The organism is Catenuloplanes japonicus (genome assembly GCF_000717135.1).
Taxonomy (GTDB): Bacteria; Actinomycetota; Actinomycetes; order Mycobacteriales; family Micromonosporaceae; genus Catenuloplanes; species Catenuloplanes japonicus.
Map to the genome: position 1 here is coordinate 142,380 of NZ_JNXY01000028.1, position 21,211 is coordinate 163,590.

The window sequence follows — 21,211 nt, forward strand, 5'->3', positions numbered from 1 at the left end:
CGTCTCGCTGTAGTCCGTCGCCCTACCCAGCTGTCGGGCCGGCCGTCGTCCGGCCGGAGCACGTGGATCGGGCGGGACTACAGCCGGCCTCAGCCGGGCTACAGCCGGACGATCGCCGGACTTAAAGTGATGTAGTCAACATGTGCGTCATTCCGGTTCTTCTCAACCCCGGGGGTACGCACATGAGGTTGGTCCGCGCGGGCATCGCGCTCGGGTCGGTTCTCGCAACATTCCTGGTCGCCACGCCGGCGTCCGCGGCGGGGCCGGTCGGGCAGGGGTTCACCATCACCCCGGCCGACCTCGCCTACATCCTTCAGCAGATCAAGATCGCTGAGGCGCACGTGGCCGGCACGACCAGCGAGACCGGGCCGTGCGGCGCGCTGCTGGCCCAGCTGGGCAGCCCGCTGGTGTCGAAGGGGCTGCGCACCGTCGACGGCTCGTGCACGAACCTGGTCGCCGGGCGGGAGAGCTACGGCGCGGCCGACCGCTCGTTCCCCCGGCTGGCCGGCGCGGACTTCCGGACGGCCGAGCGGGCCCCGGCGAACATGTTCGGGCCGGGCAGCCCGGCGATGAACACGACGTACACGGACACCCGGACCGGGAACGTGGTCGTCGACAGCCAGCCGCGGCTGATCAGCAACCTGATCGCGGACCAGACCGCGCACAACCCGGCCGCGGTCGCCGCCGCCGGGCAGCCGGTCCGCAGCCAGACCGGCGGGCCGGTCACGCCCGGAATCGACGGCAGCACGCTGTTCATCCCGAACGTCACCACGGACATCGGGCTGTCCGCGCCGTACAACTCCTGGTTCACGCTGTTCGGGCAGTTCTTCGACCACGGCATCGACCAGACCGTCAAGGGCGGTGGCACCGTGATCGTGCCGCTGCGCGCGGACGACCCGCTGATCGCCGGCCCGGACCGGATCGCCAGCACCTCGGACGATCCCCGGCCCGGCGACGCCCGCTACGTGCCGCCGAGCATGCGGTTCATGGCGCTGACCCGCGCCGCGAACCAGCCCGGACCGGACGGCCGTCTCGGCACCGCCGACGACGTGCAGGACGCGAGGAACACCGACACGCCGTACGTCGACAACTCCCAGACGTACGCCTCGCACGCGGCGCACCAGGTGTTCCTCCGCGAGTACGCGCGGGACGCCGCCGGACGGCCGCGGTCCACCGGCAACCTGCTCACCGGCGCCGGCGGCCATGGCCTGCCGACCTGGGCCGACACCAAGCGCCAGGCCCGTGACCTGCTCGGGCTCGCGCTCACGGACGCGGACGTGCTGAACGTGCCGCAGATCCTCACCGACCCCTACGGCCGGTTCGTGCCCGGCCCGGCGCACGGCCTGCCGCAGTACGTCACCGCGTCCGGGCTCGTCGAGGGCGATCTGGCGCGGCCGGTGGCCGTACCCGCGGACGTGGTGTATTTCGACACGCCGTTCCTGACCGACATCGCCCATCACGCGGACCCGTCGCCGGTCGACCACGACCACAACCCGGCCACGCCGCCGGTCGCACCACGCCCGGACGCGGACACGGTCGCCAGCTCGGACTTCGCGGCGCAGCCGGCCGGCACCTACGACGACGAGATGCTGGCCGCGCACTACATCGCCGGGGACGGCCGGGTCAACGAGAACATCGGGCTGACCGCGGTGCACCAGATCTTCCACGGCGAGCACAACCGCCTGGTCACCGACATCGAGCGGGTGCTGACCGCGGACGGGACCGCACTGTCGGAGTGGCGGCTGGCCGACGGGTCGTGGAACGGCGAGCGGATCTTCCAGGCCGCCCGGTTCGTCGACGAGATGGAGTACCAGCACCTGGTGTTCGAGGAGTTCGCGCGCAAGGTCCAGCCGGCGCTGAACCCGTTCCAGCCGTTCGCGTTCACCCAGACTGACCTGGACCCGGCCGTGTCCGCCGAGTTCGCGCACGCGGTCTACCGGTTCGGGCACTCGATGCTGAACGAGACGATCGCCCGGACCCGCGCGGACGGCACCGACGACTCGATCTCGCTGCTCGACGGGTTCCTCAACCCGCCCGCGTTCACCCGCGACGGCACGCTCACGCCGGCCGCGGCGGCCGGGGAGATCATCACCGGCATGACCGGGCAGACCGGCAACGAGCTGGACGAGTTCATGACCGAGACGCTGCGCGACAACCTGCTCGGGCTGCCGATGGACCTGGCCTCGCTCAACATCGCCCGCGGCCGCTCCGAGGGCATCCCGCGGCTGAACCCGTTCCGCCGCGGCGTCCAGCTCGCCCCCTACACCTCGTGGATCGACTTCGGCGAGCACCTCAAGCACCCCGAATCTTTGATCAACTTCGTGGCCGCGTACGGCCGCCACCCCAGCATCACGGCCGCGACCACGGTCGACGGCAAGCGCGCGGCGGCCCGCCTGCTGATCGAGACCACCACGGTCGAGGACGGCGCCGCGTTCCTCAACGCCACCGACGGCTGGACCACCGCCACCAGCGGGCTCGACGACGTCGACCTGTGGATCGGCGGGCTCGCCGAGGTCACCGACCCGTTCGGCGGCCTGCTCGGCGAGACGTTCAACTACGTCTTCGAGAACCAGCTGCTGCGCCTGCAGAACGGCGACCGCTACTACTACCTCGCCCGTACGCCCGGCATGAACCTGCGCACCCAGCTGGAGGGCAACACGTTCGCGGAACTGATCGGCCGCAACGCCGACGTCCCCGGGCTGCGGGCCGACGTGTTCTCCACTGCCGACTGCACGTTCGACCTGACGCGCCTCAACGGCACACCCCAAGGCTTTCAGCGGTACGGCAACAGCGTGCCCGACGACCCGGCCACCGCCTGCGACGAGCGCGCGCTGCTGATCCGCCTGCCCGACGGCACAATCCGCTACCGCGCCCGCAACACCGTCGACCGGCCCGGCATCAACGCCCAGTCCGTCTACCGCGGCACCGACGGCCTGGACCGGGTCGTGGCCGGCAACGACAACGACACCATCTGGGGCGGCCCCGCCGACGACGTGCTCGAGGGCGGCGCCGGCAACGACGTGGCGCTCGGCGGCGACGGCAACGACATCATCACCGACCTCGGCGGCGACGACATGCCGCGCGGCGGCCCCGGCAACGACGCGATCAACGCCGGCCCCGGGCTCGACATCGTCAACGGCGGCGTCGGCGACGACGTCCTCGACGGCGGCGCCCAGGCCGACGACGTCTTCTCCGGTGAGGGCGACGACAAGGTTCTCGGCGGGGACGGCGACGACAGCGTCTGGGGCGACGCCGGCGACGACTGGCTGGAGGGCGGCGACGGCAACGACCTGCTCCAGGGCGACAGCGGCAACCTGTTCTTCCTCGACGACGCCAACCGCCCCGGCCACGACGTGTTCATCGGCGGCGGCGGGGACGACGACTACGACATGGAGGGCGGCGACGACATCGGCGTCCAGGGCCCCGGCATCGAGAAGAACGCCGGCGGCTCCGGGTACGACTGGTCGATCGCCGGCGACGAGCGCATCGACGCCGACCTGGCGCTGCCGCTCAACCCGCTGGACACGCTGACCGTCGGCGTCCGCGACCGCTACAACGAGGTCGAGGCGCTCTCCGGCGGCGACCACGACGACGTGCTGCGCGGCGACGACCGGGTCCCCTACCAGGTCGGCGGCGCCGGGTTCATCGGCTGCGACGCGCTCGACGCGGCCGGCCTCGCCCGCATCGCCGGCCTCGACGAGATCGTGACCGTGCTGCCCACGCCCGTCGACCTGGTCGCCAACGCGTCGGGACGGCCGTGCGACCTGCACGGCACGGTCTGGGGCGGCGGCAACCTCCTGCTCGGCGGCGGCGGGAACGACGTCATCGAGGGCCGCGGCGGCGACGACATCATCGACGGCGACCGGTACCTGCGGGTGCGCCTGTCGGTGAACGGCCGGATCGTGAGCTCGCTGGCCGTGCTGCAGGCGGACGTGTTCGCGGGGCGCATCGACCCGGCTGACATCCGCATCGTCCGGGAGATCGTGACCGGCGCGGCCGGCGACGACACCGCGGTCTTCTCCGGTTTCCGCGGCGAGTACACGATCACGCCGATCGGCGGCGGCCTGCTCGTCTCCGGCCCGGACGGCAACGACACGGTCCGCAACGTCGAGCAGCTGCGGTTCGCGGACGGGACGATCCCGGCACCGGTGCTCGACAGCGGGCTCGGCGATCTGAGCGTCGCGGCCGTGGCCGGGGACGGGCAGGCGACGGTCACGCTGACCGTGCCGGCGACCGTGGACGGGCTCGAGGTCACCGGCCTCACGCTGGAGATGCTCGCGGACGGCGAGGTGACCGAGACCGCGCTTCCGTCGGGTACGCGGGCGACCGTGGTCACCGGGCTGGTCAACGGCGTCGCGGTGACGTTCCGGGTCCGGGCTGTCACGGCGGCCGGACCGGGCGGGTGGAGCGACGCGTCGTCGCCGGTCACGCCGGCCGTGTCGGCCGCAGAGGGCGACGACCCGGCGGAGAACGGCGAGGGCGACGGCGACGAGGGCGACGGCGACGAGACGGACGAGAACGACGAGACGGACGGGGACGAGGGCGCCGGTGGCGATCCGGGGACGGACGTGCCGGTCACGCCGATCCCGGACCCGGATCCGGTCGTCGACCTGCCGGCGCCGACCCCGGCCACGACCCCGGTCGTTCCCACGCCGACTCCGGTCGTGGTGGTGCCCACGCCGGTCGTCCCGACCCCGATCGTCGTGGTGCCGACCCCGATCGTCGTGGTGCCGACGCCGATCGTCGTGGTGCCGCACCCCGGGCCGGTCGACCCGGGCCCGATGCCCGGCACCGCCCCGAACCCGGTGCCGGTTCCGGCGCCGACGAGCGCACCCGCACCCGTTCCGGCGCCCGCGCCGGCTCCGGCTCCCACGCGGCCCGGCGCTGACCTCCGTACCCCCGGATCGCCTGCTCTCAAGACGGTCGCGGCGGGCAACGGAAGGATCGTGGTCCGGTGGGCCACGCCCACCGACAACGGCGGCGCGCCGGTGCTCGGCTACGAGATCACCGCCCTCACCACGCGGGGCACGGTCGCCGCGCGGGTCCGGGTCGGCGCCGTCACCCAGGCCACCGTCACCGGACTGGGCAACGGCACCACCTACCGCATCCGCATCCGTGCCCTCAACGTTGCGGGCAGCGGAGCCTGGTCGGCACCGTCCGGCCCGGTCGTGCCGCGCACCGTCCCGGCGGCCCCGGCCACCGTGGCCGTCACGCCCGGCCCGAAGGGCGGCGCCACCACCGCCACCGTGCGCTGGGCTCCCGGCGCCACCGGCGGCGCGCCGCTCACCGGCTACCGGGTGACGGTCCAGCGCCTCACCCCGGGCGGCGCCCCGGCCGGGACCGCGACGGTGTTCGTCACCGCCGCCGACGCCCGGACGTTCACCTTCACCGCCCGCGGCGTCAAGGCCGGAACCCGCTACCGGTTCACGGTCCAGCAGGTCACCGCCGCCGGAACCGGCCCCGGCCGCACGGCCGCCGGCACGGTCCGCTGACGGACACGGCCCCGGGACCTCGTGTCCCGGGGCCTCAGTCCCGCGCGTGACGGGCGTACTTCGCACGGAACTTCTGGACCCGCCCCTCGGTGTCCATCAGACGCTGCCGCCCGGTCCAGAACGGGTGACTGGCAGACGAGATCTCCACATCGATGACGGGGTACGTGTTGCCGTCCTCCCAGACGATCGTCGTGCTGCTGGTCCCGGTGGACCTGGTGAGAAAGCTGAATCCGGCCGCCTTGTCGCGGTAGACGACGGGCCGGTACTCGGGGTGGATGCCACGCTTCATGCGAATCATGCTCCTTCGGGATCGGCGAGCGGGAAGCTGCCGGCGAACGGGTCGGGATAGGTGCGCCACACGTCCTCGCCGTCGGCGAGTTCGGCGTCGGTGAGCAGGCAGGACCGCAGCGTGCGGCGGACCCGGGCGGCGTCGGGGTCGATGCCGATCAGGACGAGGTGCTGGCCGCGGTCGCCGTAGTAGGGGTCCCAGTCCAGGGCGGCGGCGATCCGTCGCTGGTCGGAGGCGTCGTCCCAGTATTCGTCCGGGGTGGCGGCCAGCCAGCGGCCGAGGCTGCCGAGCCCGAGGCCGCCGCCGGCGAAGTCCCAGGCCACGACCGTCTCGGGCTGGCTGGCGAGCCAGAGGTGGCCGCGGGAGCGCAGCATCTCCTCGTTGACGTCGTCGAGCGCGTCCGCGAGCCGTTGCGGGTGGAACGGGCGCCGGGACCGGAACGTGACCGAGACGACGTCGCACTCGTGCGTGCCCTCGAAGGCGCCGAGCGGGTACCCCTCGATCCCGCGGGCGAGCACACCCGGTGTCTCCGGCCGGTGCCGGCGGGTCCGGAGCAACCGTCCGCCCAGGCCGGTTGCGTCGACGGGGTCGTCGCCGCCGACGTGCACGTGGGCGGCCCACGGTGCCAGGCGTTGCAGCAGTGTGCGGGCCTGGGCGGTGTCGAACGCGCCCGCCTCGCAGTCGCCCCAGGACACGACCGTGTCCGCGTACTCGACCTGCCGCACGATCACGTCCGCGAGCGCCCGGTCGTCGTCCTCGGCCGCGTGTATCCCGAGCGTGACCAGGTCGTCGGCGCTGGCCAGCCCGGCCAGGAGGTTGTCGGTGTCGACGACGGTGACGAACGAGTCGATGCGGAGCAGGTCCGCGAGCGGCGTGCAGGCGTCCGCGACCGCCTCGGGCTCCACGATGTCCGGCAGCATCAGCAGCAGGTCGCGGTCCGGGGCGTCGGCGGCGAGCCGGGCCAGCGTGGGCAGCACGTCCTCGCGCAGCGTGCAGGACAGGCAGCCGTGCCGCAGCCGCACGGTCACGTCCTCCAGCACGTCGCGGCCGGTGCGCACGATGCGGCGGACGCGTCCGTCGCGCAGGTCCGTGAGGTCGTGCCGGATCAGCCGCAGTGCCGGCTCCGCGGCCAGCAGCGTGCGGGCGACCGCGTAGGTGGCCGGTTGCCAGAACCCGGACAGCACGGTCAGCGCGGGCCGGCGCGCGGTGTCCCGGACGGAAGCCGAGGTGCCGGTGGTGGGCGAGGACATGACCCTCCCTTCGTTATTGGAAACGGTTGTCATTATAGTGTGGCGCATCCGACCACAGAGAGGCCGACCCCGTGTCCAGACGATGTGACGTCACCGGCGCCAAGCCGGGCTACGGCAACGCCGTGTCCCACTCCCACCGGCGCACCCGCCGCCGCTGGGAACCCAACCTGCAGAAACACCGCTTCTGGATTCCGTCGGAGCGCCGCTGGATCACGCTGCGGCTGACCGCGAAGGCGCTGCGGACCGTCGACCGCCACGGCATCGAGGCCGTCGCCGCCCGGCTGCGGGCCCGCTGATGGCCAGGCAGACCGACGTCCGTCCAGTGATCAAAATCAGGAGCACCGCGGGTACGGGGTACACGTACGTGACCCGCAAGAACCGCCGCAACGACCCAGACCGGCTGGTGCTGCGCAAATACGACCCGATCGCGCGCCGGCACGTCGACTTCCGCGAGGAGCGCTGATGGCGAAGAAGAGCGCGATCAACCGGCAGCAGCGGCGTGCGGAGCTGGTGCTACGGCACGCGGCCCGGCGCGCCGCCCTCAAGGCCGCGATCGCCCACCCCGGCACCGACCCGCAGGCCCGCGCGGACGCGGTGCGCGCACTGTCCCGCCTGCCGCGCGACTCCAGCCCGTCCCGGCTGCGCTCCCGCGACCAGGTCGACGGCCGCCCCCGCGGCGTGCTGACCCGGTTCGGCCTGTCCCGGGTCCGCTTCCGCGAGATGGCCCTGCGCGGCGAACTCCCGGGAATCCGCAAGGCCTCCTGGTAGCCGGACGGCAATCGGGGGCGAAGGCCGCGCAGCGACCTGCCCGCGTTCCGCCGATGTCACGCGTGCGGCGATCGGGGCGTCAGCGGAACACGCCCTCGGGGTCGATCCGCGCGCGCAACGCGGTCAGCCGCGTGCCCGTGGCGCCCGGATAGATCGTGTCGAACGGGTGCTCGGTCGTGAGGTTCGCATAGGAGCCGGACGTGTGCGGCCGCACCCGCTCCCACGCCGATCGCAGCCCGGCCGGACCGGCCGGCGCCATCACCGACGCCACGGCGAGCACCTCCGCGCCGCGGTGCGCGAACGCGGTGGCGCCGGCCGGCACGTCGTGCACGGCGCCACCGACCGAGCGCAGCTGGATCAGCGGCCCGCCGGGCGCGGCGGAGGCGGCCATGACCGCACCGGCCGACGCGTCGGTCAACGTGCCCAGGAAGCCGTTGACCGTGCTGAACTCCGCCATCGCCGCGTGGTGGCGCGACGGCGGCAGCAGGCCGGCGTACGGCAGGATCCGCATCTCGGCCCGGAGCACGGACCGGCCGCTTGCCAGCGCGGTGAACAGCCGCCGCGCCCGCGACAGGTCGCCGGTCGCGGCGACGGCCTCCAGCCGGCCGACGGAACGGTCACCCTGCCGGATCACGGTCAGCGTGCTGGACAGCTCCCGCGGGGCCGCGCTCTGGGCCGCCGACCACCGCCGCAGCACGACGCCGCGACGATCCAGGCCGAGCAGGAACATGGCGTGCACGACGTCCCGTACCGCCGCGGCCTCGATCAGGAATTCGGTGACGATGCCGAGGGAGCCGCCCGCGCCGCGGACTCCCCAGAACAGGTCCGGATCCGTGGTCTCGTCGGCCCAGGTGGCGGTGCCGTCGGCCAGCACGATCCGGACGCCGCGGACGCTGTCGATCGTCAGACCGCGGGAACGGATCAGCCAGCCGACGCCGCCGGCGGTGGCCAGCCCGCCGACGCCCACGCCGCCGTGGTCGCCGGAGGAGATGGCCAGCCCGTGCGGTGCTAGCGTGGCGGCGACGTCGGCCCATCGGGCGCCGGGGCCGACCCGGACCAGCCTCCGGTCGGCGACCGTGACGGCGGCCAGGCGGGACAGGTCGACGAGGACGCCGCCGTTGTTGGTCGAGCCGCGGCCGTGACCTCCGCTGCGTACCGATATCGGCAGGTTCTTGGTGCGGGCCCAGGTGAGCGCGGTGGCGACCTCGTCGGTGGTGCCGGGCAGCAGCACGACCGCGGGCGCGCCCCGGGCCGCGTAGGTGGAGCGCAACGCGGCGTACCGCGGATCGCCGGGCAGGACGGCGAGGTCGCGCAGCGCGGGGTGGAGGGCAGGATCGCTCATGGCGCCAGCGTGGGCCGGGCCGGGCCGCGCGGCGACCACGCCATTAGCCGCTTACCGATGATTAGCCGCTCACCACGGCGTTGGCCGGGGACCGGGTCGTGCAGAAGCCTTGTGTCAGTTGGTTCCGGCTGAGGAAAGAGGCCCGTCATGCCCCAGATCGATCGCACCAGACTGCTCACCACGGACGACCATGTGCTGATCCTTCTCGACCATCAGTACATGCAGGTCGTGACCGTCACCTCGCACGACCCCGGCCAGGTCGTCGACAACACGCTGGCCGTCGCGAAGACCGCCAAGCTGGCCGGGGTCCCCGTCCTGCTCAGCACCGGGCTGGCCGCGCGGCAGCCGCTGATCTCACAGCTGGCCGAGCTGTTCCCGGACCAGAAGCCGATCGACCGGGTCACCATGAGCGGCTGGGAGGACGAGGCGTTCGTACGCTGGGTGGCGGACAGCGGCAGGCGGCGCATCGTCGTCGCCGGGCTCTCCACCGAGGTGTGCCTGCAGCTCACGGTCCTGCCGGCGCTCGCCGACGGCTACGAGGTGTTCATCCTGACCGACTCGTCGGGCTCGTCGACCCGGGAGGCGCACGACATGGCCGTGCAGCGGATGACCGCGGCCGGCGCGCAGCCGCTGACCACGTGGGCGTACACCGGGGAGCTGGTGCGCACCTACGCCAACCCGCTGATGGCGGCGGCCGGCGGCAAGGTGATGACCGAGCACGGCGGCCTCAGCGGCATCGCGTTGCAGTGGACGGCGGCGATGGCGAAGGCCTGATCGGGCCGCCGATCGACGGGTGGACGGGACGGCCGGGCAGCGTGCCCGGCCGTCCCGGAGGGCGTGGTCAGCCGGCGCTGCAGGAGACGATCTGCGGGCGGGCGCTGCTGTTGCCGTTCGTCATGGTGGTGAAGCCGAACGTGTTGCCGCTGCCGTTGGAGCGCATCGTCATCCTGTTGCCACTGCTGTCCCAGGTGGGGCTGCCGTTCCAGGTCGAGGAGATCTTCTGCGGCGAGGTGATCGCCACGACCACGCTCCAGGTGCCGGCGCCGGCCACGTCGACCGAGGTGTTGTACCGGTCGCCCCACACCGTGCCCGGCGTGATCGAAGCGGTGCAGGAGCCGCTCGGCGGCGGGGTCGTGGTGGGCGGCGGTGTGGTGGGGGTGCCGGTCGGCTGCGAGGTGCCGTTGTTGAGCGCGGTGAGGACCGCGTCGTACGCCGACTTCTTCTGGCCGCTGCCGTTGAACAGGAGGGGGCTCTCGCCGGAGCGCCACGAGTCGGAGTCGCGGATGCCCCACACGGTGATGCCCTTGCAGCGGGCGACCGCGAGGCAGTCGTTGGTCACGTTGCGGTAGGCGTCCACCGGCGCGTTGCGGATGTCCAGCTCGGTGATGTGCACGTCGACGCCGAGCGCGGCGAAGCTGGACAGCGTGGTCCGGTAGTTGCCCGGATAGTTCGACCCGCCGGTGAAGTGCGACTGCAGGCCGACGCAGTCGATCGGCACGCCGCGCGATGTGAAGTCCTGCACCATGCGGTAGACGCCCTGGGTCTTCGCGTCGGTCCAGTTGTCGATGTTGTAATCGTTGTAACAGAGCTGCGCGTTCGGGTCGGCGGCGTCCGCGGCCCGGAACGCGGCCTCGATCCAGTCGTTGCCGGTGCGCTGCAGGTTGGAGTCGCGCCGGCCGCCGCCGCTGCCGTCCGCGAACGCCTCGTTCACCACGTCCCACCAGGTGACCTGGCCGCGGAAGTGGGTGGCGACCTGGGTGACGTGGTTGAGCATGGCGTTGCGCAGCGTGCTGCCGGACATGTTCTGCATCCAGCCCGGCTGCTGCGAGTGCCAGGCGAGCGTATGGCCGCGCACCTGCATGCCGTTGGACCGGGCGTGCGAGACAATGCGGTCGGCGTTGCCGTAGCTGAACTGGTTCTGATTCGGCTCGGTCGCGTCGATCTTCATCTCGTTCTCGGGCGTGACCTGGTTGAACTCGCGGTTCAGGATGGTCGTGTAGGCGGAGTCGCTCAGCCGGCTCGCCGCGACCGCGGTGCCGAAGAACCGGCCCTTCTCCGCCGCCGACGCCCCGAGCGTGGTGCCGGCCTGTGCCGCGGTGGTGAGGCCGACCACCAGGACGGCGGTGAGCAGGCCGGCAGCTCCGGCCAGGACCGCGCGGCGGGGCGCGGCCCGTCTTCCAGCGTTGACAGTCACGTATGGCTTCCTCTCTGTCCGTGGAGCGGGCCGACCGTGGAGAACGACGCCACAGGGCGTGCGGCGGCAAGGTCACCCCGGCGCTCAGGTTACGAAAATGTTCCGGGATATCCAAGCCTGACGATATTATTCGATCTCGATTTAACTCCTCTACCGGCTAGATATCTGCAGCTCAAATGGACATAAAGGCCAAGATTGATACCAAACAAATTCAGAGAGTGATCGAAACTTTCGGTACTTCTATAGTCCCGTCTTGCGCGATCAGCATGAAATGGTGGACGGAAATGTGTTATGACCACCGCCTGACGCGACAGCCGGCACGGACTCCCGCACGGGCGCCGCACGCGCCGGCGCGACACGGCCCGTCGGCCGCGCGCACCCACTCCCGTACCGTCGCCGCAATCGAATCGATTTTCTTCGATCTTTGGAGGCGGTCGGCCGCACGGCTACCGTGAGGCCATGATCATGGCCGGACCGGCCCCGCACGGCACGGCCGAGGGCGACTCCACCGAGGCCGGTGGCGCCGCGGCGATGCAAACCCTGCTTGACCGCCACCCGGACCTCGACGGCGTCTCCGCGGCCGGCGACAACATGACGGCGGGCGCGCTGCACGCCCTGCGCGAGGCCGGCCGGGCCGTACCCGCCGATGTGGCGGTGGTGGGTTTCGACGGCCTCCGCATCGCCGCCCGGACCCGATCCGCCGGGAGGTCAGGGTCCCGAAGCCGCCGCTGTCCGGCATCTCGGGGCGTGGAGTACCTCCGGACCTCGGCGGCGACAGCTCAGTGCAGCGCGAGCAGGTTCTCCGCCGTCTCGACGATGGTGTCCTCGATGGGGCGGGGCTTCCAGCCGAGCACCCGTTCGGCCTTCGCGGACGTCGCGTCCAGGTCGCGGCCCAGCAGCGCGCGCAGCGAGCGCATCTCCGGGTTGACCTTGGCCATCCCGCGCGCGACGAGCAGCGGCATCTCCCGCGTCGGCACCTTCGCGGCCCGCTCGCCCAGCCGCTCCCGTAGGATCGTCGCGACGTCGCGCAGCCACAGGCTGTGGCAGGAGGTCGCGATGAAGCGCTCGCCCGCGGCGGCCGGTGCGGTCATCGCCAGCAGGTGCAGGGCCGCTACGTCGCGGACGTCGACGTAGCCGGTGGCGAACGGCAGCAGGACCGGCATCTCGCCACGGAGCATGCGGGTGATGAAGTTGAGTGACGGCGAGTAGTCCGGCCCGAGGACCGGGCCGAGGACCGCGGTCGGGTTGACGGTGGCCAGTTCAAGACCGCCGTCGGCCACGAAGTCCCAGGCGGCGCGCTCGGCGAGCGTCTTGGACTTCTGGTAGGGCGCGATGTCCGCCTCGACGTCGGTCCAGTCCTGTTCGGTGAACGGGGTGTCGCGGGGTGCGTGGCCGTACGCGACCGCGCCGATCGCGGAGGTCATCACGACCCGCCGCACTCCCCCGTCGCGGGCCGCGCGCAGCACCCGGAGCGTGCCGTCGATGGCCGGCCGGACCATTTCGTCGTCGTCGCGCGGCACGTGGGTCATGGTGGGCGACGCGACGTGCAGCACGGCCTCGCAGCCGGCGGCGGCCTCCTGCCAGCCGTCGTCGCTGGTCAGGTCCGCGGTCACCACGCGCAGTGGCGCGTCCGGGTCGGCGCCGCCGCGTCGCAGCAGGGCCCGCAGCTGTGGTTCGCGGGCCGGGTCGCGCACGGTGGTGCGCACCGAGTGCCCGGCGTCGAGCAGCGCCAGCGTGCACCAGCTGCCGATGTATCCGGATCCGCCGGTGACGAGTACGTCGGTCATGGTGACCTCCTTGGAGTGGTGACTCCACGGTAGTGGAGACCTCTCCACTTGTCCACGATTATCTGGAGACATCTCCAGATCGGCCCGCGAGACCGTCCAGGACCAGCGCCAGCAGGGGCTGCGTGCGATCCGGCGCGGCCCGCCACAACGCGCCCGTCAGCTGCAGGAAGTCGCCGGGAACGGCGTCGGCGCGGATGCTGCCGTCGCGCTTGCCGGCCTCGAACAGCGTGTCGATGGCCGCGATCACCGGGCCGTACGACTGCTCCGCCATCGACCGGTGCACGTCCGGGCTGAGCGCGGCGCCGAGCGCGTGCTTGCGGCGCATGGCGGTCACCAGGTCGGTCGTCCAGCGGCGCAGCGCCTCGACCGGCGTCAGCGTCTCCAGCAGGCCGGAGACCGCGCCGGTGAGCAGCGCGAGTTCGTCGCGGTAGATGTCGAGGATGAGCGCCTCACGGGACGGGAAGTTGCGGTAGAGCGTGCCGGGGCCGACGCCGGCCCGCTGCGCGATCTGGTTCATCGAGGCGTCGTCGTTCTCGGCGAAGGCCTCGCGGGCCGCCGCCAGGATCCGCTCGCGATTCTCCCGGGCGTCTGCGCGAACCATGTCTCTCCTCGTCGTCGGCGTACCGGACACCTCTCCGCAACGCTACCCGGTGACTAATACTCAGATCATCTGTATATTCGCGGGCATGGTGCCACCTTGGTCGCTGCGGATGCTCGTGCGCGCGTACCCGCCGGGAGCACGCCGCGCGGAGCTGCTGGACACGATGCTGCTGGCCGCGCACGCCGAGTCCCGGACCCGCCCCACCCTGCGCGAGATCGCCGACATCCTGCGCCGCGCACCCCGTGCCCGCCTGGGCCGGCCGGGCAGTCGCGGAGTCGTACCCCTGGCGGTGGTGGTGGCTCTGCTCTTCGGCGTCCTCGGCGTGACGGTGGCGGCCCGGCTCGGCGACACCACGCACCGGCCGCTGCCCGGTGACGCGGAGATGGCCGCGATCGTCGCGCTGGCCGCGCCCGGCATCCCGCTGGCCCTGGACCAGCGGCATGACGATCTGCACCTCAACGGCAACGGCGAGCTGACGTACGGCCAGGTCGCCTACCGCGCGGACCAGATCGGCCGGGTCGGCGAGCCGGCCGGCTTCACCGCCGCCGCGGCGGCACGTCTGAGCGCGGCCGGCTGGCGGGCGGGTCCGCCGGACGGCGGAGACGGCATCCTGACCGTCGACCGGGACGGCCTGGTCCTGACGCTGCAGGCCTTCGACGCCGGCGAGGCGTCGGCCGAGCGCAGCCACGTGTGGCTCACCGTGCGCCGGGCCGAGGCCCCGGGCCTGCTCACCAGGATCGCCGCCGGTGGCGTGGCCGGACTGCTGATCGGCTGGCTCCTCGCCGGCTGGGCGAGCCGCCGCACCGAGGCCCGCCCGGTCGTCAGCGCGACGCTGACGCTGCTCGTCGGCGCGACCGCGTTCCTCGCGCTGCCGCTGATCATCTATTCGGCATTCCAGATCAAGGACATCGCACGGTACGGGTACGCGACGGACGAAGGCCCGTTCTGGAGCTGGACCACGCTGTTCGAGGAGAACTTCCTCGCGGCCGCCCCTGCCCTGCTGACCGCGGTCGCGGCGCTGCTCGTCGTCCTGTTCACCCGTCCCGGCGGCCCGGCCGTCCCCGCGCGGGTGCGCCGGATCCCGGCCGCGGTCATCCCGGCGGTGGCGCTCGGCGTGCCGGTGTATCTCGCGCTGCTGACCGTGACCGGCCTGTGGCTACCGTTCGCGACCGCGCTGGCCGGCGTGGTGCTCCTGCTCGTCGTCCTCACCCGGCGCGCGCCCGGCTCGTGAGTGGACGCGCCTCAGCCGTTTCTTAACCGGCCTCCTCGACCGTGAGGTGGTGACCGGGGCAGCCGGTCACCACCCGCAACGATCGAGGGAGAACACCATGAACTGGTGCGGACTGCTGCACGGCATCGGATCGGTGGCCAAGGTCGTCCTGCCACTGGTCGTCGACGTGTGCACCGGGCGGAGGAAGGCCGGGGCCCGCCGGCGTCCGGGACCGCCCCGCCTGTCTCGTGCGCGGCGGCTGGCCGCACAGCTCCGGCAGCGGCGGTCCTCCGGCGGCGGGCCGCGCCGCCGGCTCACCGGTCACGGCGACGTGGCGCATCGCCGAGACCGGTCCGTTTCGTCGCTATAGGACGATTTTACGATAGATTCACCCTGTGCTGATCGCCGCGACGTTGCCGCTCGTGCCGATCGCGGCCGGAGCCCTGTGGTTCTGGCGGGCCTACGTCCGGATGACGGTGACCGAGCTGCGGCCGGGCGTCTTCGCCGCGCTGGGCGGCGGCGGCAACACGCTGATCGTGGCCGGCCGCGAGCAGGCCGTGCTGGTCGACACGAAGTTCGGACCCGGGGCGGTGGCGCTGCACCGATGGGTCGACCGGCGGCTGGGGCTGCCGGTGCGGGCCGTGGTGAACACGCACTTCCACTACGACCACACGCAGGGCAACGCGCGGTACCCCGGGGCGGAGGTCTGGGCGCACACGGCCGTCCCGGACCTGATGCGCGAACGGGACGGCGCCTGGTGGCGGGACAGGCAGGGCGCGCTGCCCACCCGGCTGGTGACGGCGGCCGCCGAGCTCGACGTCGACGGCACCACGCTGCAGCTGCGCCATCCCGGCGTCGCGCACACCCACGGCGACCTGTACGTCCACATCGACGGCGCCCCGGAGATCGTGGCCACCGGCGACCTGCTCTTCCACGCCCACTATCCGTTCCTGGACACCGGTCCGGGCGGCGCGGCGCCGGCGGCGTGGATCGAGGCGTTGCGGCGGCTGGCCCGCGACCATCCGGATGCGATCTTCGTGCCCGGTCACGGCCCGCTCGCCGTCGCGGCGGACCTGCACCGCTACGCGGACTATCTCGAACGTCTGCACACCGCCGCGGAGCACGCGCACGCGTCGCGCACCGGACGAGCCGAATTCCTCCGCCGGTACGCCGTGCGCGTCCCCGATCGGTCGATCCTGCCGTCGGTGCACGGTCCCGGGCTGCGCTGGGCGACGTCGAGGACGAGCGCCGGCTGGGTGTACGACCTGGCCGGCCGGCGGATCCGGAGCGGAGCATGACGGACGCGGATCCCGCCCTGCCGGTGCGGGCGACGGTCGACGTGCGGATCCCGGTCGCCGAGTTCTGGGACGTCTTTCGGCAGGCCCGCCTGTGGCCGCGGTGGAACAGCTGCTTCCACCTGGTCGGCAACCGGGACCTGACGGCGGGCCGGCGGCTGTTCTGGACGTTCCGGCCGATCCGGCCCGGCTACCTCTACCGGATGCCGGCCGTCGCGGACATCGTCGAGGTGGCCGCGCCGTACCGCGTCGCCTGGCATGTCACGGCGCTGCCGGGCTTCTTCGCCCGGCACGTCTACACGCTGGAGGATCTCGGCGACGGAGTGACCCGGTTCGGCTCGTGGGAGACCGCGAGCGGGCCGGCGTACCGTGCCGCCCGTCGCTTCTGGGTCGCGCACTTCGAGTTCGTCCGCGACCGGTCGATGGCCGGCGCCGTCCTGCTCGAACAGCACTACCGGGAGACAGGCCGGCTGACCGCGGCCGGCCTGTCCCGGGCGTCGCTCAGGCGTTCTCCTCCAGGTGCCGGAGGATGAACGGGTAGACGTCCCGGACCGCGTCCCGGCCGAAGATGCAGTCGATGTGGCCGTATCCGGGGATCACGTGCCGGCGGTAGAGGTGGCCGCCGTTGCGGTCGCGCAGCGCGGTGAACGACCGCGTGGTGCCCTGCGGCGTGAAGCACGAGCTCTCGGCGCCGTGCAGGAACGTGATCGGCAGCGCCAGCCGGTCGAGGTGCGGCAGGTAGCGGTCACTGCCGTCGGCGGCGCGCAGCCCGCCCTTGCGGACCATCAGCGCCAGATGTTCCAGGTAGCCGATGCCGGCGACGCCGAACAGCTCGTGCAGGTGGTCGTGCGTGGCGCGGCTGAGCTGGTCGTGCTCGTAGAGCCGGGAGTACATGAACGTGATCCGGTGGCAGGCGGCGCTGCGGCACTCCTCCTCGGCCGGGTCCGGGAAGAGGTCGAGGAACCGGTCGTAGAGGCGGCTTGACCAGTCCCCGCCGGCCGCGGCGTACGCGGACAGCGACTCCACGCCGAGCGCGTCGAGCAGGCTGGGCAGGTACAGCGCCGACTTGAGCCGGGTCATGACCGGCGGGTTCATGTGCGTGGCGACCTGCGAGGCGAGAATCGACCGGACGCCCTGCAGACCGTCGAGCATGGACATGAACAGCGTGGTCGAGCCGAAGCAGTGGACAACGGCCTGGACGTCGGCGTGGCCGGTGACGGCACGGACGGTGTCCACCGCGGCGGGGTAGTCGTACCGCGCCACGTCATCGGCGTTGTACCGGAGCCCGGCCGTGGGCAGTGCCGTGCTCGCCCGGTAGTCGAGCAGCCAGACGTCGTACCCGTGCGCGTAGAGGTATTCGACCAGGTTCGTGTCGATCGTGTCGGTGGAGAAGATCTCGCTGGACACGCCGAGCCCGTGCGCGAGCAGCACCGGTCCCTTGTCGCCGCCGCGGTACCGGGTCAGCCGCAGCGTCACACCGTCCGCGGTGACGAACGGGTGGACCTCGGGTGCGGCGACGCGCAGCCTCCGTCGCCGCCGGGCGGGCGCGTCCGCGTCGAACCAGCGCAGCGGCGCGACCACGCCGCCGTACACGTCGAACAGCTGCCCGGCGAAGAACCGGCCGAAGCGGGCGACGGCCGCCAGCCGCTGTCCGAGGCTCGCCGCGTTGGTGGCGTTGATCGTGCCGAGCTGGGTCCGCAGGTCGCCGGGCGTGATCCGGGCCGTGCCGGTGGCGACGACCGGCCCGCCCCCGTCGCCGGCCCGGACCGTGACCGGCAGCGTCATGGTGTCGGTCAGCAGGTCGAACCCGGGATCGTCCCGGACGGTCTTGTGCCCGGTCAGCAGGAACGTGCGGCCGTCGGCGCTGCGCAGCGGCATGACGTAGGCCATCCGCCGGGTGCGGGGGTCGTCCGGGTCGTCGTCGAGGATCCGGAACGTGCCGTCCACCACGGTCATCGGCGCGCCGGCCAGCGCCGGGAGCTCGACGGTGCCGAACAGCCGGGCGGTGTGGTCCGGCATGGTGATCAGCCGGTCCAGGTCGTCCGCGGCGATCGTCACGGTGAACGAGAACGGCGAGCCGTCGGCCAGCCGCCCGCGCATCCGCTCGGTGAACTCGATCCCGACCGGCCGCCTCGGCGCCGGCGCCACCGGAAGCGGCCGGGGCCTCGGCCGGTCGTCGACGGTCCAGCCGCGGTCCGCGGCCATCAGCCGCACGCAGCGTTCGGCCAGGGCGGAGATGGTCAGCAGCGGGTTGACGCCGAGCGGGCGGGGCACCACCGCGCCGTCGCAGACGTAGAGGTTCTCGTACACCTCCGTGCCGGCCGGCCCGGTGAACACCTGTCCCCGGTCGTTGACCACGCCACCGGCGGCGTCGTCGGCCATGACACAGCCGCCGAGCGGGTGGACCGTGATCTGCCGGCTGCCCAGCGGGTTCGTCCGGTAGGTGCCGCCGAGCGGCTCGGTGATCGCCTGCAGCGTCTCCGCGATCTCGGCATACACCTTCTGGTCGCCGGCGCCGGGCCAGTCGACCCGGAGCCGGTCGCCGGTCAGCACCAGCCGGCCGTCGCCGCTGTCGTGCGCCATCACCAGGTAGGTCTGCGTGTTCTGCAGCGCTTCGGAACCCTCGATCAGCGACTGCACGGCCTGCTCCGCATCGCCGCCGGTCGCGGCCAGCACCGTGGACAACAACCGGCCCACCGCACCGGGTACGGCCCCCTCCTCGACGATGAGGCCGCGCTCCGGGTCGGGATCGCCGCGCAGGTCGATCACGGAGGTGATACACGGGCCGACCGGCGTCCGCTCGCCGGCCGGGCGCTCGCCCCACCCGACGCCGTCCACCCGCCGGTCCGTGTCGTAGCCGAACGCGAGCACGTCGCCGTTGCCGGTGAACCGGGTGCCGACCGTGCCAGACATCGGCAGCCCGTGCTCCCGGGACCGCAGCAGGATCTCGGTGGAGCCGAGCGTGCCGGCGGCGAGCACGACGATGCCGGCCCGGACGATCATCGGGGGCGCGTCGAAGTCCTCCCGCCCCGTGTCGAGCCGCTGGTAGTGGACCAGCCATTCGCCGTCACGCCGTGCGAGCCACTGCACGCCGATCTCCGTGAAGATCTGCGCCCCATGGGTGTACGCGTCCGGCAGGTAATTCATCAGGACGGTGTTCTTCGCCCCGTAGTTGCAGCCCGACGCGCAGTCCCCGCACATCGTGCAGGCCTCCTGGGTGACACCGGCCGCGTTGACCCTCCGGTCGAAGGTGACCGCGATCGGCGCCCGGTAGAAGTCGCCGTTCACCGCGGACGCGGCCTCGCGCATCGCCGCGAGCTTCGGCAGCCGGGCCAGCGCGTCCGGGACCGGCGTCGGCTGCAGCATCCGTTCCGCCTGCGTGAACCCGTCCTCGACCAGCGTCCCCAGGTCTGCGCGCAGACCGGTGGGCCAGCGCGGGTCGTCGAACAGCCGCGGGTCCGGGCGCAGCGCGACGGCGGCGTTCAGCAGCGACGTCCCGCCGAGACCGCAGCCGACGAAGACGTTCATGTCGTCGTTGACCCGCAGGTCGTACAGGGCGGTGCGCGGTCCCACCCGGCGGCCGGGCAGATCGGCCTGGAACGCGCCGCGGGCCTCGGCCAGCGTGTCCGGGAACTCCCCGGGCCGGATCTCGCGCCCGCGCTCCAGCAGGCAGACGTCACGGCCGGCGCGGGCCAGCCGGGACGCGGTGATCGCCCCGCCGTACCCGGACCCGACGACGATCACCTCATAGCGGTCGCGCAACGAGCTGAGCGGACTGGACAACTGGCCGATCATGGCGGCCTCCTGGTTCTGTGGTCGGAGTCGTTCGTGCTGCTGTGCTACTCGGGCAGGGCCGCGGCGCGGACCGCCATCGCCTCTTTCCGCAGGCGGCAGAGCGGCCTGGTGAGGCGGGACATCGTGTAGACCGGGGCGGGCGGGGTGTCGCTGAACCGGGCCGTCGGGCGGCCGGGCCACTGGAAGTAGCCCCAGAACGCGGTCGCGGCCAGCCCGAAGATCAGGAAGAAGCCCAGCGCGCGCAGCCACTGGTCCTCCGCCGGCGCCACGCCGTCGACCTCGGCGCGGCACTGGATCACGTACCAGAAGAACAGGCCGGAGGCGACCTGCAGCGGCAGCCAGGAGAGCAGGCGCCAGCCGGCCAGCGTGAAGCCGTCCAGGAACCGCATCGGGATCAGCGTGAAGACCAGGCTCTCGGCCCCGATCACCACGATCCAGTACGCCACCGCGTCGATCAGCACCGTGAGCAGGCCCGCGTGCCCCGCGTGCGCGGTGTGCCAGTTCACGCTGAAGCCGAGCCAGCCGAGCGCGATCAGCACGGACAGGCCGGCCACGCTCCACAGCACGCCGCGCGCCTTCTGCGGCTCGGTCGGGCCGGGCTTCTTCGACGCCAGGACGAACATGAGGAACAGGCCGTACGCGTAGGCGGGGTTGAGCCCGCAGAGCTGGGAGAAGACGGCGCAGAGGACGCCCGCCGCCAGGCCGAGCGGCGGGACGTAGAGGGAGGCCTTGCCGCGGATCCGGCGCAGGTAGAGCTCGCCCGGGACGCTGTAGGCGGCCGTGACCAGCGGGACGGCGACGAGCAGCGCGGCGAGATGTAGCTTCCAGTTGCCGGCCGGCAGGTTCTCGGCCGGGCCCTCGCCCCTGCTGGAGAGGAACGCGGCGCCGACCGCGATCACGGTCAGCAGCACGGCCTGGAGCCAGGCCGGGAGACGGTAGCGCCGCTTGACACCGACCGCGCGCAGCGCCTGGTGGATCTCCTCGCGGCGGTCCTCATAGGTCTTGTTGAACACGTCGGCCGGGAAGCCGACCAGGAACAGCAGCAGGACGGTGAGCGCCGCGACCAGCAGCAGCTGCTGAATGTCGAGCGAGAAATCACCCATCCTGGGCAGGAACCAGCCGGCCCGGATCGGGGTGACACCGGACTGATCCGCCGAGGGCGGCGAGGGCTCGGGGGCGGGCGGGGAG

Annotated in this window: 17 protein-coding genes and 1 pseudogene; 10 read left to right on the plus strand and 8 right to left on the minus strand. The window is 72.6% G+C overall.

The features are described 5' to 3' along the window. Positions 1-182 precede the first annotated feature (182 nt). Entirely contained in the window at positions 183-5,492 is a 5,310-nt protein-coding gene (locus tag OP04_RS34260; RefSeq protein ID WP_198154068.1) for a peroxidase family protein, read from the plus strand. 34 nt (positions 5,493-5,526) lie between these two features. Here the strand turns inward: OP04_RS34260 and OP04_RS34265 are convergent, their stop codons facing one another. Both OP04_RS34265 and OP04_RS34270 read right to left on the minus strand, forming a co-directional pair. Next, complete coding sequence (locus tag OP04_RS34265) at positions 5,527-5,781, minus strand: type B 50S ribosomal protein L31 (protein ID WP_033344058.1); 255 nt, start codon at positions 5,779-5,781, stop codon at positions 5,527-5,529. Between the two features lie 5 nt (positions 5,782-5,786). Next, complete coding sequence (locus OP04_RS34270; protein ID WP_033344059.1) at positions 5,787-7,031, minus strand: CobW family GTP-binding protein; 1,245 nt, start codon at positions 7,029-7,031, stop codon at positions 5,787-5,789. A gap of 71 nt (positions 7,032-7,102) precedes the next feature. Between OP04_RS34270 and rpmB the strand changes: the two genes are divergently transcribed. Genes rpmB through rpsN form a run of 3 tightly spaced genes read left to right on the plus strand, consistent with a single transcriptional unit; the run spans position 7,103 to position 7,799 of the window. Then, positions 7,103-7,327 (plus strand): 50S ribosomal protein L28, encoded by a 225-nt coding sequence (rpmB, locus tag OP04_RS34275; RefSeq protein ID WP_033344060.1) that lies wholly within the window; start codon positions 7,103-7,105, stop codon positions 7,325-7,327. After that, complete coding sequence (gene rpmG, locus OP04_RS34280; RefSeq protein ID WP_033344061.1) at positions 7,327-7,494, plus strand: 50S ribosomal protein L33; 168 nt, start codon at positions 7,327-7,329, stop codon at positions 7,492-7,494. Before rpmB ends, rpmG begins: the two co-directional genes overlap by 1 nt. Then, complete coding sequence (gene rpsN, locus OP04_RS34285) at positions 7,494-7,799, plus strand: 30S ribosomal protein S14 (protein ID WP_033344062.1); 306 nt, start codon at positions 7,494-7,496, stop codon at positions 7,797-7,799. The genes rpmG and rpsN overlap by 1 nt, the downstream gene beginning before the upstream one ends. 79 nt (positions 7,800-7,878) lie before the next feature. Here the strand turns inward: rpsN and OP04_RS34290 are convergent, their stop codons facing one another. Then, entirely contained in the window at positions 7,879-9,141 is a 1,263-nt protein-coding gene (locus OP04_RS34290; protein WP_157240760.1) for an FAD-binding oxidoreductase, read from the minus strand. 147 nt (positions 9,142-9,288) lie between these two features. On the opposite strand from OP04_RS34290, the gene OP04_RS34295 reads away from it, so the two are divergent. Continuing rightward, positions 9,289-9,915: an isochorismatase family protein gene (locus OP04_RS34295; protein WP_033344063.1), complete on the plus strand. Its 627-nt coding sequence runs from the start codon at positions 9,289-9,291 to the stop codon at positions 9,913-9,915. Positions 9,916-9,982: 67 nt separating this feature from the next. Here OP04_RS34295 and OP04_RS34300 read toward each other — a convergent pair whose 3' ends face one another. Then, complete coding sequence (locus OP04_RS34300; protein ID WP_033344064.1) at positions 9,983-11,335, minus strand: endo-1,4-beta-xylanase; 1,353 nt, start codon at positions 11,333-11,335, stop codon at positions 9,983-9,985. A 420-nt stretch (positions 11,336-11,755) separates the two neighbouring features. Between OP04_RS34300 and OP04_RS56575 the strand changes: the two are divergent. After that, positions 11,756-12,013: pseudogene (locus tag OP04_RS56575) on the plus strand (substrate-binding domain-containing protein); the annotation flags it as partial. Positions 12,014-12,114: 101 nt separating this feature from the next. Here the strand turns inward: OP04_RS56575 and OP04_RS34305 are convergent. Together OP04_RS34305 and OP04_RS34310 are read right to left on the minus strand one after the other, a co-directional pair. Next, entirely contained in the window at positions 12,115-13,122 is a 1,008-nt protein-coding gene (locus OP04_RS34305) for an SDR family oxidoreductase (RefSeq protein ID WP_033344065.1), read from the minus strand. A gap of 58 nt (positions 13,123-13,180) precedes the next feature. Next, positions 13,181-13,723, minus strand: coding sequence for a TetR/AcrR family transcriptional regulator (locus tag OP04_RS34310; RefSeq protein ID WP_033344066.1), 543 nt, complete (start codon positions 13,721-13,723; stop codon positions 13,181-13,183). An 85-nt stretch (positions 13,724-13,808) separates the two neighbouring features. Between OP04_RS34310 and OP04_RS34315 the strand changes: the two genes are divergently transcribed. From OP04_RS34315 to OP04_RS34330, 4 genes are all read left to right on the plus strand, one after another. Then, the gene (locus tag OP04_RS34315) at positions 13,809-14,954 is read left to right on the plus strand and encodes a hypothetical protein (protein ID WP_157240762.1); all 1,146 of its coding nucleotides are present in this window, start codon (positions 13,809-13,811) and stop codon (positions 14,952-14,954) included. Positions 14,955-15,051: 97 nt separating this feature from the next. Then, the gene (locus OP04_RS34320; protein WP_033344068.1) at positions 15,052-15,303 is read left to right on the plus strand and encodes a hypothetical protein; all 252 of its coding nucleotides are present in this window, start codon (positions 15,052-15,054) and stop codon (positions 15,301-15,303) included. A 25-nt stretch (positions 15,304-15,328) separates the two neighbouring features. Then, positions 15,329-16,231, plus strand: a complete 903-nt coding sequence (locus tag OP04_RS34325) for an MBL fold metallo-hydrolase (protein ID WP_033344069.1) — start codon at positions 15,329-15,331, stop codon at positions 16,229-16,231. Further along, the gene (locus tag OP04_RS34330; protein ID WP_033344070.1) at positions 16,228-16,761 is read left to right on the plus strand and encodes an SRPBCC family protein; all 534 of its coding nucleotides are present in this window, start codon (positions 16,228-16,230) and stop codon (positions 16,759-16,761) included. Before OP04_RS34325 ends, OP04_RS34330 begins: the two co-directional genes overlap by 4 nt. On the opposite strand, the gene OP04_RS34335 is transcribed toward OP04_RS34330, so the two are convergent. Both OP04_RS34335 and OP04_RS34340 read right to left on the minus strand, forming a co-directional pair. After that, a complete protein-coding gene (locus OP04_RS34335) occupies positions 16,730-20,023 on the minus strand; it encodes an alpha/beta fold hydrolase (RefSeq protein ID WP_198154069.1) in 3,294 nt (1,097 codons plus the stop codon). The two genes, OP04_RS34330 and OP04_RS34335, sit on opposite strands and share 32 nt — an antisense overlap. 44 nt (positions 20,024-20,067) lie before the next feature. Beyond that, on the minus strand, positions 20,068-21,211 hold a 1,144-nt coding region (locus OP04_RS34340; RefSeq protein WP_232323841.1), incomplete at its 5' end, for an FGLLP motif-containing membrane protein.